We start from the raw sequence: 14,008 nt of genomic DNA on the forward strand, positions 1-14,008 counted from the left end.
CCCCGCATGGCAGGATCAAAACCTGCTGCCTTACCGCTTGGCGACACCCCAGTAACATAATTTACAGTCACTTTCAGCGGGATAATGAAGTTTAATTCACACATGATCGAAGTTGACTGATCGAGTTGTGAAGCGGAGATATATTGACACCACTGACAACAAAACCTTCGACGTCAGAGTCGATTCCTGCCAGAGTCGTTTCCGCCTCTTCACGACTGGCAAACGGCATAAACACACAGGCACCCGAACCACTCATCATGGCCTGCCCCACACTCGAATTTCCGGAATTATCCAACAGCATTAAACATTTATCAACTTCCGGATACAGCCTTCGAACCAATGGCTGAAAGTCATTGGTCAACTCATTTCCATGCAGCCCGTTTAATGCGGCGCAAACTTTAATGGGACGAGTATCTCTTGTCAATTCCTGATGACGGAACATTTCGGTTGTGTTGACGTGACAGTCAGGCTTGAGAACCAGATACCAGTTCTCCTCAGGCCTGACAGGCGTTAACTCCTCGCCAACTCCCTCGGCAAAAGCAGCGTACCCCCTGACAAAAACCGGCACATCGGCCCCCAACTTCAGCCCCAGCTCTGCCAGCGTATCTTCATCCAGACCCAACTCCCACAAAATATTCAGGCCATGAAGTGCTGTGGCTGCATCGGAACTTCCTCCACCCACTCCACCCCCCATGGGTAAACGTTTAACGAGCCTGATCCTGGCGCCCTTTTCACAACCAGTGAGGTCTTGTAAAAGACGGGCAGCCCTGAGAATAAGATTGTCATCACTGACCAGCTCTGGAACGTCACAACTTAGTAATAAACTGTCATGATGCTCAAAGGTCAGTTCATCAGCAAAATCCAGAAACTGGAAAATGGTCTGGAGCTGATGATAACCGTCTTCCCGACGTCCGACTATATGCAAGAAAAGGTTTAGCTTGGCCGGAGCAGGCAGAACCAGAGTTGAAGACGACATCAACGAACCATCCTGAAATTGCAGTCATGAATAATTAAACAACTTCTGCCTTATAGCAGGGTGATGCAAAACGCTCACAAATCTGCTGAGCAAAAGAGATATTAAAGATAAAAAATGAAAGCTTATTTGAGTTGCCAGCTTCTGGCAAACAGTGTTGCCTGCACCCCATCCTGTCGGATTTTTATCCTGACAGGCAGAGTGACTCCGGAGAAGTCCTTGTACTGCAGATATTCAACTTGCCACCCCTTTTGAACGATCAGCTCAGGATACCCCCGGTTATTTAACTGGGTAATAGCCTTACTCTCAGGACTGGGCAGCCCCATAACCCAGTATCGCAGCAGGCTGACAGGTAAATCCCAACCGGTCAGCTCAAAAAGAAGCTTCTCAGGATTGCGGTCTTGATAACGCTTACCCGAGGCTTCCAGCGCTACGAAACCCGGTTGACCACTAATTTTTGCCACCGACTGCCCCAGAGGGCCGTCCAGATAGATGAGATAGCTCTCTTTATTCTGCTGCCATTCCAGGGACAGGGTTCCAGAATCTCCGGGAACTCTCAAACCCATTCGCCCTTTCAGGTTCCAATGACCCAGACCTCTCAGCTGCTTTTGATGAACCTGCCACAGCGACTGACGCTGAGCCTCTGAAAGCCCTTTCTCCGGCTTTGGAGCAATGGCACAGCCAGAGAGAATCAGGGCAAAAATCATAAGAAGAGCCAGTTTTAGCTGTAATGAAGGGTCAGTCAGGTATGAGGAAAAAAACGGTATCTGCATACAGCCTGCCAGTTTTTGCGTTTTATGAAACAGGCCCTGCGGCCTGTTGTGTTAGATGCATAACAGAGGACTCATCAAGCTTACTTTACGATAGAAACCTTAGGGTCCGCCAGAACATCGCTCTCTTTGTGCTGCCTTTCCAATCGCTCACGGGTCTTTTTCAGAACGTCACTGTCCGGAGTCTTCTGCAAAGCTTCATCCCACAAAGCTCGTGCATCTTGTTTGCGCCCCAGAGCCCATAGCACTTCACCCAGATGAGCAGCCACCTCATGATCGGGATACTTTTCATAGGCTTTTTTGAGATAAACAAGGGCAGCCTGATAGTTACCCAGACGGTACTGTACCCACCCCATGCTGTCCATAATGGCAGGGTCATCTTCATCCAGCACATAGGCTTTCTCGATCAACTCTCTTGCCTCTTCAAGGCGGTTGGTACGATCCGCCAAGGTATAACCAAGGGCATTAAGAGCTGCCGCATTTTCTGGCTGAGACTTAATAATGGCACGCAGATCTGCTTCAAGATCTTTGATTCTTCCCAACTTCTCGTAGACCATAGCCCGACCATAAACCAGGTTAACATTGTCGGGGTAGCGCAGCACAGCGTCTGAAAACAGTTTTAAAGCATCGTCAAGCTCTCCGCTATTCACCAGAATTTCTGTCTCAAGCAAATAAAGCTGCTCAGCATGCACCGGGAATCGGTTGCGATCTTCTTCCAATTGCTGTCGAGCCTCTGCCACTTTACCCTGCTTGAGCAGCATCTGGACAAGGGCAACCCTTGACGTCATGAACTCCTTGCCTGGCATCACATTCAGAAAATACTCCTGAGCCTGGTCATATTCCCCTTTCTGTTCCGCCATCCATCCCAGGTAATAATTAGCGGTACTTTTTCTCTGTCCCAGCGCCAACAGCTGTTTAAAGTAGTTTTCTGACTCTGCTACCATACCGCTTTCAAGAGAAATCAGTGCCAAAGACAACAGAATCTCGACATCATAGGGCGACTGATTCAAAAGCACCTGAAACTGCTCACGAGCTTCACTCAACTTATCCAGATGAACCAGTGCGCTGGCATAAATCAGACGCAGACGGGGAATATCGGGATACTCCTTGACGGCCTTAGCCAGCATAGCCTCAGCCTCATCACCTTTACCCATCTTATTGAGGATCCGGCCTTTGAGTATGATAGCCTTAACGTAGTCTGGCTCCCTGGCAAGAAGCTGATCACAAAGCTTGATCGCTGCTTCTGACTGATTATCCTGAAGTAGCAAAATGGCCTTACCCAGCTTGAGTGATTGATGACCCGGATAATCCTTGAGTATGCTGTCAAAGGTGCTCAGCAATCGCGCCCTTTCATCTTCAGGCAGCCCGGAGGCACCGGCTGCGAGAAAATCAAAATTGGCCTCACCCTCCAAAGCCAGCACTTTTCTCATCTGCTCAACGGCTCGATCCAGCTGACCAGCCCTGATCAGTTCAATAGCGACGGCCTGCAAAGCTGCTGCATTTTTATCATCCAGATTTGCCCAGAGTAATGCAGCATCCAGAGATGCCTGATGAGCCCCGACCACCTGACTGATTTGATAAGCCCGTTTGGCAATACCCTTATCCTGAGTCTTATGAGCCTGTTTGAGGTAATACCCCAATGCCAGATCATAACGTTTACGCTGGCCACCCAGTTCGGCCACAAGCAGATCATAAAGGGTATCAGGTTCAAAAGAAGCTACCGATTCTTGCGGCTCATCACTGACTTGGGCGGGAACAGATTCAGCAGCCGCGCCGGGCTGTTCTGAATATTGAACTGAAGAACAACCTGATACCAGCATGGCTATCAGCACTAAAGAGAAACCATTAAGTTTCTTCATGAATGGTATGCCTTTACCCGTTGGAAATAATGTCTGCACTGAAGCCTGCAGTCCCGGATGGATCAGCATTGAACTGTGGCCTTCTTTATCATGACATACGCAAATTATTGTGAAAAACATTTTGCAAAAGAGCCTGCACAGTAAGACCCTACAAAATATTTATCTTTATTATGGGTATGACTGGATACATCCGGGTTTGCAGTTGTTGCCGTTCCATAGGAGAATTGATCGGCCAAAAGAGCTGTTAAAACAGAGCAAAGCTCAAGATTCTTTGTTGACCTGAGTGCGCCGCTCCCTGCTGATGCAGTGTGTCAACAGAACCGGAGCCATGCACTGAACGAAGCTCTGACAATAAACTGCGGACTATCTGATATTTATCATCTGTCTGGCATGACAGGTATTCCCTCTGCTTTTATTGAAACAACCACGTATTGAAACAATCGTGGGATGGCAAAAGCCGCATAGGCCACCAAAATACCCGAAACGAAAATTTCGATCTGCTTCAGGTGGCAGAATTCAGGGCACAGGCAACAGCCTGCTGTCCGGTGTTGTAAAATACTGTACGGTCAATAATAGCAGTGACTCTCAAACAGACAGCCCAATCTTTCGTCAGAAGGCACGGAGACTGGATTGAATAAATGAACCTTCCAACTAAGAAGGCAGCCCTAAGTACCTCGCCAGGTATTTAGGACTGATTAGAGCGTAAGAAAAGGCAACAGGACTATATGGGGTATCTTACCGCCGGTATCAATCACAGAACTGCACCCGTCGCACTCAGGGAGCAGGTCGCTTTTTCACCTGAGCAACTGCCTGAGGCGCTTCAGGATGCCCGCCATTTCATGCATACCAATGAAGTAGCCATTCTGTCTACCTGTAACCGGACAGAACTATACTGTGCCAGCAACGCCGACTATCACAAAGCTCTCGAATGGCTGACTGGCTATCACAATCTGGATCAGAAGTTGCTTAACCAGCACAGTTACATCCATCACGACAAAGCCGCTGTTCGCCATATGATGAGAGTGGCCTGCGGCCTCGACTCCATGGTTCTGGGAGAACCCCAGATTCTTGGTCAGATGAAGTCAGCCTACGCCCAGGCCCAGGAGGCCGGGACTATTGGCTCACTGCTTTCCAGGCTATTCCAATACTGCTTTACTACCGCCAAACAAGTTCGAACCAACACTGCCATTGGCAGACAACCCGTTTCCATAGCCTACGCAGCCACTACCCTTGCCAAACAAATTTTTGCTGACCTTTCTGAGAACACCGCGCTACTGATTGGTGCGGGTGAAACCATCGAACTGGTCGCCAGACACCTTCACCAGCAAGGCCTTAGAAACATCATTGTCGCTAACCGAACCATGAGCCGGGCGAAACTGCTGGCTGACAAGTTCGATGGCAAGCCCGCCCTGCTTTCAGACATTCCTCACTTACTGCCAGCCGCTGATATTGTGGTCTCCTCTACCGCCAGCCCGGTCCCCGTCCTGGGTAAAGGCAGCGCCGAAAGAGCGATTAAAAAGCGCAAACACCGCCCCATATTTATGGTGGACATTGCAGTTCCCCGCGATATTGAACCTGAAGTCACTGAATTGCCAGACATCTTCCTTTATACCGTCGATGATCTTCATGACGTTATTCAGGATAATATGCAGCAGCGACAGGATGCCGCCAGGGAAGCTGAGCTGCTGATCGAAACCGGCGCTTTTGAATTCATGAGCCAGCTGCGCTCACTGGATGCTGTGAATGTTCTGCGCAGCTATCGACAAAATACTGAGACACTCAGAGACATTGAACTTGAAAAAGCCATGCTGTCTCTGGCCAATGGCATTCCGGCCGAACAGGTTTTGACTCAATTTGCCCGGTCACTGACCAACAAGCTCATGCACACGCCCAGCGTGGAATTAAAGAAAGCAGCTGCAGAAGGTCAAAACAGCCGACTGGAGTGGGCCGAAGAGCTGCTGGGTATTCATCGCCGTTATGAAGAACGCGCTAAAGAGCCTAATCACTCTTAGCTATGCCTGGCCTTGTCACTACCGGGCTGGAACTCAGTCAGAAGTTATCGAATCCCTGTATAACCCATCAGGTTCACACCTGAACCAAGAATTGATTAAATCCAAATGAAAGATCCCAACCTGGCCAGCCTGAGCACCAAACTTGAAACCCTGCTGGAACGCTTCGAGGAGCTGAGCGCTTTGCTGAGTGACCCGCTAGTGATTGGCAATCAGGACCAATTCCGTAAACTCTCCAGGGAATACGCCGAACTTGAACCGGTTGTTAATGCCTACAGGGAGTACGACCAGATTCAGAAGGATCTGGAAGACGCCCAGGCTATGAAAGATGATCCGGAAATGACAGACCTGGCTGAGGAAGAGATCCAGAGCTGCGAAGAAAAGCTGCCAACCCTGGCTCAGGAGCTGAAATTGCTGCTTTTGCCCAAGGATCCGAGGGATAACAACAACACTTTTCTGGAAATTCGTGCCGGCACTGGCGGTGACGAGGCGGCTATTTTCGCTGGTGACCTGTTCCGGATGTACTCCCGTTTCGCTGAAAAACGCGGCTGGAAAATCGAAGTCATCAGCGCCAATGACGGCGAACACGGCGGCTATAAGGAAATTATTTCCCGCGTGGTCGGCAACAATGTTTTCGGCCATCTGAAATTTGAATCCGGTGCTCACCGGGTTCAGCGCGTGCCTGAAACAGAATCCCAGGGACGTATACACACATCAGCCTGTACCGTCGCCGTCATGGCAGAACCCGACGAGCAGGAAGCCATTGAGATCAAGAAGGAAGATCTTAGAGTCGACACCTACCGCTCATCGGGAGCCGGTGGTCAGCACGTGAACACCACCGACTCCGCCATTCGACTGACCCACCTGCCTACTGGCATTGTGGTTGAATGTCAGGACGAACGTTCACAACACAAGAACCGGGCCAAGGCTATGGCCCTGCTTTCTGCAAAACTGCAGGATGCTCAGGAGATGGCCGCCGCCAAAGCGATCAGCGAAACCCGTAAAAGTCTGGTCGGCAGTGGCGATCGCTCCGAGCGAATAAGAACTTACAACTACCCTCAGGGCAGGGTCACTGATCACCGCATCAACCTCACGCTATACAAACTGCCAGAGATCGTCGAAGGCGACCTGGATCCTGTCATTAACCCCCTTCTTCAGCAACATCAGGCAGACTTGCTGACAGGCCTATCCAATGAGCAGGATTGACCAGACCCTCAGTGAAGCCACTCAACGCCTCACTGACAGTCATGCCGCCCGAAGGGAACAAAGCGACACAGCCCGTCTTGATGCCGAAGTTCTGCTCTGTCATGTGTTGGACAAACCTTACAGCTACCTGTTCACCTGGCCTGAAAGAGAATTGACTCCCAAACAGGCCGGACAGTTTGAATCAATGCTGGCACAACGGATACAGGGAACACCTGTCGCTTATATAACGGGAGAGAAAGAGTTCTGGAGTCTGAAACTTAATGTTTCACCTTCCGTACTGATCCCCAGACCTGACACTGAACGATTGGTAGAACTCGCCCTGTCCATACCCGTTGCAGAACAGGCAACCGTTGCCGATCTCGGCACAGGCAGTGGCGCCATTGCTTTGGCAATGGCTATCGAAAGACCTCACTGGGTGGTGATTGGCGTTGACAGGCTACCCGAACCAGTCGCCATCGCCAAAGAGAACGCCGCCCTCAACCGGATCAGCAACGTATCGTTTGTGAAGGGTGACTGGTGCTCGCCCCTGCCGGGCCTGCTCGACATGATTGTCAGTAATCCGCCGTATATCCGTGAAGACGATAAGCACCTTATTCAGGGGGATGTGCAGTTTGAACCCAGATCAGCACTGACAGCGGGCAAAGACGGTCTTGATGATATACGCACCATCAGTCAGCAAGCCTTCGAGAAGCTGAAACCGTCTGGTTGGTTATTGTTTGAGCACGGTTACGATCAGGGCAGTGATATCCGGATCATTCTGGAGGCTAATGGATTTACCGCCATTAGCACACAACAAGACTTATCTGATCAGGATCGAGTCACTCTGGCGCAAAAACCTGCTTGAACAGGAGCCAGATCAGTGCATTTCCCCTATGCTGACCTTTGGTTATACTCCATAGCTCTGATCTGAAGCATCAAACCATTAATCCGTCATGTGCGATAGCGAAGCCTTTTCGCATCTGACACTGAAAGATTTCTCAAGGTACACAGGAAGTAGGGATGGAAAATACCGGAGCATTGCTGGTTAATCTGGGTTCACCCGATAGCCCGCATGAACAAGATGTACGACGCTATCTGAATGAATTTCTGATGGATAGTAACGTCATCGATATGCCCTGGCTAGTACGGCGCATGATTGTCAGCCTGTTTGTTCTGCCCAAAAGACCGGCTCAGTCCGCCAGAGCCTACGCCTCTGTCTGGACTGAGAAGGGCTCACCTCTGATCAATATCAGCAAAGACCTTCATAAAGAAGTCCAGAAGTTGACCTCCATGCCAGTAGAGTTAGCCATGCGTTATGGCAACCCTGACATGGAGAGCGCCCTGGTCAGACTGGCGAGCAAACCCGAAATCAAGGAGGTTCTGCTGTTCCCTCTCTACCCACACTTCGCCATGTCGACCGTCAAGACAGTAGTAGAGAAGGCTGAAAAAATCATCAAAGAATACGAACTGCCGGTGTCATTGAAAATTCACCCCGTGTTTTACGATCAGGATGCCTACATTGATGCACTGGTTGAAAGCGCAAAAGAGTATCTGGAGAAAGATTACGATCACATCGTGTTCAGTTATCACGGTGTTCCGGAAAGACACATTCGCAAGGATGACTGCACAGGTTCGCACTGCCTTAAATCCGACGACTGTTGTCAGAAAGCATCACCTGCTCATCGCAGCTGCTATCGACATCAGGTATACAGAACCACGGCCTGTTTTGTTGAGAAAGCCCACATTCCAGTGGACAAATACTCTGTCGCCTTCCAGTCAAAGCTGGGAAGGGATAAATGGTTGGAACCTGCTACCAGCAGTACGATTGAATCACTGGCACAGCAGGGTATGAAGAGGGTTCTGGTCATCTGCCCGGCATTCGTAGCTGACTGTCTGGAAACCCTTGAAGAGATTGGCATGGAAGCGAAAGAGGACTTCATTGCGGCTGGCGGTGAATCCCTGGAGCTCATTCCCTGCCTGAATAGCCACCCAGCCTGGACGAAGCTGGTCAGTCAATGGCTTGAGAAACCGCTTCAGAGTTGATTCCGGGATGAGCTCGGCAAGCTTTTTCAGCATGTCGGATTTCAGTGAGTCGGGCTCATGGCCGCCTTTTTCAGGACTTTTAGCGTTTTTACCTACCCTGCTGGCTGATGCCGCCTGAGTTTGGCATGTCGTACAACTCATCAATAAACTCTCTCGGAAACAGGCCATTTCTGATGCAATCCTTAATGATGGGTGTCACTGTTAAGCATTGATGACGGAGCACATCTTTAATTTCGAGAAAACTATTCATATCCTGAAGCTTCCAGGCGCCGACCGCCCCTTTGACTGATGGCAGGCGTTTTAATTGACTAAACAGCATGGCATCACTTAAATGAACATTGATTTTGATTTCAACGTTCCCAAGCAGTTCGTCCTCCTTTACTGAATGTGCATTACCGCCATATCTGCCTAAGAAGATGGGTTCATAAAGTAGTCTTTCCCAACTATCCCAGTTCCATTGATCCGGGTCGGTGCAGTTGTCAACGTTGCTGTTAACGCTACCGGTTGATGAAAGTCGCGTGTCTGTTAGACCAAAAGTCTCTATCAAATAGTTAGCCAATGATTTGGCGAGCTCTTTTGGCTGACATTGATGCTCCTCCGACGTCGTTATGATAAGTCTGTGAGCCTTCTCTTGAACGGTCGTTTCAAGAGAACGAAACCGTGCCCGATCAGCGAGCATGACGCTCTCATAAGAAGGGGGCTCAGCAGTACCACTTTCATAGCCAGGGGGCAATGTTTGGCCAGCGTTGGCAGTAAGTTCGTTTCCATTCATTATCTATTCTCCTTTTTTCAGCTTATTGTTTAGCCCAACGGACTCTTGGAACATCATTACTGAATCAGACAATCATTACTGGGAAAAATTCCGCACGGGACACTCCCACGTGGTATTTTGTTTTGTCTGTGAAGACCTCCGGCTTCAGGTTTCCCGGTGTATGATTATCCAGTCTACCCGCAGTATTAACCGATAATTCCACGGGCAACAGTCGAGAAGAATAAAGACTCAGGCCTGTTTCAGAAAACTTTTCAACCTCGGGTCGTCCAATGCTCTGCTTAGAACATCACTAAGCACTTTATTGACCAACTCCTCGTTCTTTTCATCCGAGGGTGCCTTGGGAACACGCTCACCGATTTCACTGGAGTAGGCGCCTTCGAAACGCTGACCCTCTTTGACCACCCTGACCCGTACTTTTGCTTTCAGATCCACCTGGGTAATGTAGCTACCTTCAGGCACCTTGTATTCCAGATCATCGAGATAAACCTGGAACTGTGGGACATCTTCAGACTCAGTCACTCTTAACCCCATCTCTCTCAAACCCAGCTCAACTGCCGAGCGAATAGCCAGCGTCAGGCGGTCATTGGTCGTGATGGCATTGGTGCTTGAATAAACCCCTCCCCGATGGCCAAGAGAGCGGGACAACCGTTCATCGTAAACGGTCACACTGACCGTTCCCTGTAACGGCTCGACAGGCTTTTCCACAGCAATTTTGGGGGTTACATCCACTTCCTGAGGGCTCAGGGCACATCCGCCCAGGGCAAGAGCTCCCAGTATAATAAGCGACGTTTTTTTCATGAGTCCGGCTATCCTATGGTGGGCGGGATGCCCTTGGCGAAAGAAAATTGAGTCGATGCAAATCCTATCCAGTCTCGAAAACCGGATCAACCGGCTTGGCAAAGCTGTTCATAGAGGATATAGTTCGAACCATCGAATCCATAAACAACCTTACGCTGATTCCAGAACGCTGAGCGTGATTACAATGCCTATAGCGAACGATAAGCAACGGTCCGGAATCCTCCGGGTCTCTGACAATGGCGACAGCAATGTGCGGGCATCAGCTTCCCGCGAGACTGTGGTGTCTACTCCCAAATCTATCTTTCGTCCTTCCCGCCTACTACTCCTGCTGCCTTGAGCAGATTATTTAATTTCACTTTCGACCCCGGCCGTCTGGCCCTCTGACCCCAGAGTCAGAAAAATGATTACATTTGAACAAATTCCGACTGCCAGCTATAGAAAATGCCGCCTGTCGCGAGCATCACCCATACCGGAATTTTCAAACAACACAGCCTTACGCAGTAAAAAAACATTGAGCTGATTAGAGAACAGCGGGAGCAGCAGCCATGAGCAACGATCAGGTTATTATTTTCGACACCACTTTGAGAGACGGTGAACAGAGTCCCGGCGCAGCCATGACCAAAGATGAGAAGGTCCGGATTGCCAAATCTCTGGAAATACTCAAGGTTGACGTCATTGAAGCGGGCTTCGCCATTGCCAGCCCGGGCGATTTTGAGGCGGTTAAGAGCATCGCAGAAACCATTAAAGACAGCACTGTCTGCAGTCTTTCCCGGGCACTGCCCAAAGATATTGAGGCAGCAGCGCAAGCTGTCCAGCCCGCCGCTCGAGGCCGTATTCATACCTTCATTGCAACCTCCCCTCTGCACATGAAACACAAACTCTGTATGACGCCTGATCAGGTGCTGGAACAGGCAGTAGCCTCTGTTAAGCTGGCCCGTAATCTGATTGACGATGTGGAGTTCTCCCTTGAAGACGCTGGACGATCTGACATTGACTTCATGTGCCGTGTCATTGAAGCGGTTATTGATGCAGGTGCCAGCACCATCAACATTCCGGATACAGTTGGCTATGCCCTGCCACACCAGTTCGGCAATACAATAGCTCAGCTGATTGAGCGTATTCCTAACTCTGATAAGGCTATCTTCTCGGTTCATTGTCACAATGACCTTGGGCTCGCAGTGGCTAACTCCCTTTCAGCTGTCGTTAATGGCGCTCGGCAGATTGAATGCACCATCAACGGCCTCGGGGAAAGAGCGGGTAATGCCTCTCTTGAAGAAATTGTTATGGCCATCCGCACCCGTCAGGACGAACTCAGGTTGGAAACCGGCATTAACACCCAGCATATTGTTCCTACCTCCCGCCTGGTCTCAGGTATCACAGGCTTCCCGGTTCAGCCTAACAAAGCCATTGTCGGTGCTAATGCCTTTGCTCATGAATCCGGTATCCACCAGGATGGTATTCTGAAAAACCGCGAAACCTACGAAATCATGAAGGCTGAAGATGTTGGCTGGAACACTAACCGCCTGACCTTGGGTAAATTATCCGGCCGCAGTGCTTTCCAGTCGCGAATGGAAGAGCTGGGAATTACTTTTGCTGATCGTAACGAACTGACGGAAGCCTTCAGCCGCTTCAAGGTTCTGGCCGACAAAAAATCTGAAATCTTCGATGACGACCTGCAGGCTCTGGTCAGCGATGTTCGTTCAGGCAATGAAGAAGAAAAATACCGCCTGGTGGAGCTGGAAGCAGGCTCCAGCACGGGCAAAACACCTGAAGCTCGCCTGGTCATTGCGGTGGATTCCGAGGAAGTTGAAGCGCGCAGTGCCGGTGACGGCCCTGTTGATGCGGTCTTTAAAGCCATAGAAAGTATTGCTGATTCCGGTGCCCATCTGGCATTGTATAATGTCAGCGCCATTACTAGCGGTACCGATTCTCAGGGTGACGTCAGCGTGCGTCTGGAAAAACAGGGTCGCATTGTCAATGGCTCCGGAGCGGACACAGATATCGTGGTCGCTTCCGCCAAAGCATACATCAATGCTTTGAACCTGCTTAATGCTGACCACCCAAAAACCAACCCACAGACAGGAAACCTCTAACAGTCATGGAAGGCAGGATCAGTGAGCGAACTCGACAGCACTACCTTGATGCCATGGGGATCCAGACCTGGTTTCCCAGGCAGATCCTGCCTAATGCACTGACTCCCAGGGCATTTGACTGTTTACAGGAAGAACCAGGGGAAGCGTTTAAGCCTGAGAACTCAGCCCTTTCTTCCCAACAGGAATCAGCTCAGCACCCTGAAAGCGCTATGGGTGCTTCAACAGCAAAAGATTTGCTGGGCATCTCCGGTCGTGCCGAAACGAAACAAGATTCGAAGCCAGCAACGCCAGTAAAACAGCGCGTTATTAATGAACACCAGTCAGAAGAAACCAGCAAGTTCAGGCTTGTAACTTTGGCTGCAAACGAACACTGTCTGGTAGTCGCTGAAATGCCTCACTCCGGACTGAATCAATTTTCACGCTTTCACCAGCGATTACTCAGCGATATTCTTCGCGCCATTCAATTGCCAGCAGAGTCTGAAACTCTGCCTTTCAGTGACTTTGTCTGGCCACTGGGAAATATTGGCCTGATGGAGCACCTTAGTCAGAATGACTCTGCCGCTGCTGACGCAGTATGCGCCTACCTTAGTAACCAGTTTGGACTGGCCAGACGAAAAGTGGTCCTGCTCTTTGGTCAGGCAGCAGCCCGTTTTGTTATAGATCCCAACCGACCATTCAGCGAACTGAGGGGTTTGCAGAAAGGCCTTCATTCCCATCAACACTTTATCGTCACCCACGGCCTTAATGAGTTAATGAAACTTCCAGCCCTCAAGTCAGAAGCCTGGCAGGATATTTCTCCGATCATCAAAGAGCTGACCTCGTCATAATCCTCTCCACAAACGCAAAATTGATTATGCTCAGCAACCGGTGCTGGTGTCATACGCCCGATATCCCTCAGTTATCACGGAAAGAGAAAACTTATTATGCTGTCATTTAGAGCAATGACTCATCAGGACATTCCGGAGCTAGAGGCTATCGAGCAGCAAGCCGGGCCTCACCCCTGGAATCAAAAGCACTACCTGAATAGTATCGACTCAGGCTATCTCTGCATGGTAGCCGAGCACGAGGGCAGAATTGTTGCCCAGGGAGTCGTCATGCTGGTTGCAGGAGAGGCCAGCCTGTTGATTCTGACTGTCTCTCGCAACGAACAGGGCAAAGGCTTCGGCGCTGCCATGCTGAATCAACTCATCGACGCTTCAGCCAAACAGGCTGAAACCCTGTTTCTTGAGGTGCGGGAATCCAACAAAAAAGCATTCAGCCTCTACCTGAAGTCAGGCTTCAGCGAAATTGGCCGCCGCAAAAACTACTACCCGGCCAGCAAAAATCATAAGGCTGAGGACGCTATTGTTATGGCCTTGGATCTGAGTGTCAGGGAGTGACCGGACAATCACCCAGCCAACTGCCGGTAACAGGATCTCTGCCACATTCAGCAAGCAGCCACTCAAAGTACACTTCTAGCAGCCTGTCGGACTTAAGGCTGTCCTACTGCGGTTGCAATAAATTGGT

Annotated in this window: 12 protein-coding genes; 7 read left to right on the forward strand and 5 right to left on the reverse strand. The window is 50.0% G+C overall.

Annotation, left to right across the window (positions count from 1 at the left end):
• Window positions 1-91: 91 nt before the first annotated feature.
• The 3 genes from ispE to KDK17_RS15465 all read right to left on the reverse strand — a co-directional run bounded on the left by ispE (window position 92) and on the right by KDK17_RS15465 (window position 3,602).
• Complete coding sequence (gene ispE / locus KDK17_RS15455; RefSeq protein WP_257288461.1) at window positions 92-976, reverse strand: 4-(cytidine 5'-diphospho)-2-C-methyl-D-erythritol kinase; 885 nt, start codon at window positions 974-976, stop codon at window positions 92-94.
• Between the two features lie 122 nt (window positions 977-1,098).
• Complete coding sequence (gene lolB, locus KDK17_RS15460) at window positions 1,099-1,746, reverse strand: lipoprotein insertase outer membrane protein LolB (protein ID WP_257279810.1); 648 nt, start codon at window positions 1,744-1,746, stop codon at window positions 1,099-1,101.
• An 80-nt stretch (window positions 1,747-1,826) separates the two neighbouring features.
• Window positions 1,827-3,602, reverse strand: coding sequence for a tetratricopeptide repeat protein (locus KDK17_RS15465; RefSeq protein WP_257279811.1), 1,776 nt, complete (start codon window positions 3,600-3,602; stop codon window positions 1,827-1,829).
• 725 nt (window positions 3,603-4,327) lie between these two features.
• On the opposite strand from KDK17_RS15465, the gene hemA reads away from it, so the two are divergent.
• The 4 genes from hemA (at window position 4,328) to hemH (ending at window position 8,839) form a co-directional block, all read left to right on the forward strand.
• Complete coding sequence (hemA, locus tag KDK17_RS15470) at window positions 4,328-5,614, forward strand: glutamyl-tRNA reductase (protein WP_257279812.1); 1,287 nt, start codon at window positions 4,328-4,330, stop codon at window positions 5,612-5,614.
• 105 nt (window positions 5,615-5,719) lie between these two features.
• A complete protein-coding gene (gene prfA, locus KDK17_RS15475; RefSeq protein ID WP_257288462.1) occupies window positions 5,720-6,817 on the forward strand; it encodes a peptide chain release factor 1 in 1,098 nt (365 codons plus the stop codon).
• Window positions 6,804-7,661: a peptide chain release factor N(5)-glutamine methyltransferase gene (gene prmC, locus KDK17_RS15480; RefSeq protein ID WP_257279814.1), complete on the forward strand. Its 858-nt coding sequence runs from the start codon at window positions 6,804-6,806 to the stop codon at window positions 7,659-7,661. Before prfA ends, prmC begins: the two co-directional genes overlap by 14 nt.
• Window positions 7,662-7,816: 155 nt before the next feature.
• A complete protein-coding gene (hemH, locus tag KDK17_RS15485; RefSeq protein WP_257279815.1) occupies window positions 7,817-8,839 on the forward strand; it encodes a ferrochelatase in 1,023 nt (340 codons plus the stop codon).
• Window positions 8,840-8,927: 88 nt separating this feature from the next.
• On the opposite strand, the gene KDK17_RS15490 is transcribed toward hemH, so the two are convergent.
• Both KDK17_RS15490 and KDK17_RS15495 read right to left on the reverse strand, forming a co-directional pair.
• A complete protein-coding gene (locus tag KDK17_RS15490; RefSeq protein ID WP_257279816.1) occupies window positions 8,928-9,611 on the reverse strand; it encodes a hypothetical protein in 684 nt (227 codons plus the stop codon).
• Window positions 9,612-9,839: 228 nt separating this feature from the next.
• Window positions 9,840-10,409 (reverse strand): YajG family lipoprotein, encoded by a 570-nt coding sequence (locus KDK17_RS15495; RefSeq protein WP_257279817.1) that lies wholly within the window; start codon window positions 10,407-10,409, stop codon window positions 9,840-9,842.
• A gap of 545 nt (window positions 10,410-10,954) precedes the next feature.
• Between KDK17_RS15495 and KDK17_RS15500 the strand changes: the two genes are divergently transcribed.
• From KDK17_RS15500 to rimI, 3 genes are all read left to right on the forward strand, one after another.
• The gene (locus KDK17_RS15500; protein ID WP_257279818.1) at window positions 10,955-12,502 is read left to right on the forward strand and encodes a 2-isopropylmalate synthase; all 1,548 of its coding nucleotides are present in this window, start codon (window positions 10,955-10,957) and stop codon (window positions 12,500-12,502) included.
• A 5-nt stretch (window positions 12,503-12,507) separates the two neighbouring features.
• Entirely contained in the window at window positions 12,508-13,329 is an 822-nt protein-coding gene (locus KDK17_RS15505) for a hypothetical protein (protein ID WP_257254734.1), read from the forward strand.
• 96 nt (window positions 13,330-13,425) lie between these two features.
• Window positions 13,426-13,881, forward strand: a complete 456-nt coding sequence (gene rimI / locus KDK17_RS15510; protein WP_257254733.1) for a ribosomal protein S18-alanine N-acetyltransferase — start codon at window positions 13,426-13,428, stop codon at window positions 13,879-13,881.
• Window positions 13,882-14,008: the final 127 nt, after the last annotated feature.

Source organism: Endozoicomonas sp. SESOKO2 (genome assembly GCF_024606245.1).
Lineage (GTDB): Bacteria > Pseudomonadota > Gammaproteobacteria > Pseudomonadales > Endozoicomonadaceae > Endozoicomonas_A.

Excerpts from the sequence above, each read along its gene's own strand:
- ispE (WP_257288461.1), bottom strand. The coding sequence starts at position 976 with ATGTCGTCTTCAACTCTGGTTCTGCCTGCTCCGGCCAAGCTAAACCTT.
- lolB (WP_257279810.1), bottom strand. The coding sequence starts at position 1,746 with ATGCAGATACCGTTTTTTTCCTCATACCTGACTGACCCTTCATTACAG.
- KDK17_RS15465 (WP_257279811.1), bottom strand. The coding sequence starts at position 3,602 with ATGAAGAAACTTAATGGTTTCTCTTTAGTGCTGATAGCCATGCTGGTA.
- hemA (WP_257279812.1), top strand. The coding sequence starts at position 4,328 with ATGGGGTATCTTACCGCCGGTATCAATCACAGAACTGCACCCGTCGCA.
- prfA (WP_257288462.1), top strand. The coding sequence starts at position 5,720 with ATGAAAGATCCCAACCTGGCCAGCCTGAGCACCAAACTTGAAACCCTG.
- prmC (WP_257279814.1), top strand. The coding sequence starts at position 6,804 with ATGAGCAGGATTGACCAGACCCTCAGTGAAGCCACTCAACGCCTCACT.
- hemH (WP_257279815.1), top strand. The coding sequence starts at position 7,817 with ATGGAAAATACCGGAGCATTGCTGGTTAATCTGGGTTCACCCGATAGC.
- KDK17_RS15490 (WP_257279816.1), bottom strand. The coding sequence starts at position 9,611 with ATGAATGGAAACGAACTTACTGCCAACGCTGGCCAAACATTGCCCCCT.
- KDK17_RS15495 (WP_257279817.1), bottom strand. The coding sequence starts at position 10,409 with ATGAAAAAAACGTCGCTTATTATACTGGGAGCTCTTGCCCTGGGCGGA.
- KDK17_RS15500 (WP_257279818.1), top strand. The coding sequence starts at position 10,955 with ATGAGCAACGATCAGGTTATTATTTTCGACACCACTTTGAGAGACGGT.
- KDK17_RS15505 (WP_257254734.1), top strand. The coding sequence starts at position 12,508 with ATGGAAGGCAGGATCAGTGAGCGAACTCGACAGCACTACCTTGATGCC.
- rimI (WP_257254733.1), top strand. The coding sequence starts at position 13,426 with ATGCTGTCATTTAGAGCAATGACTCATCAGGACATTCCGGAGCTAGAG.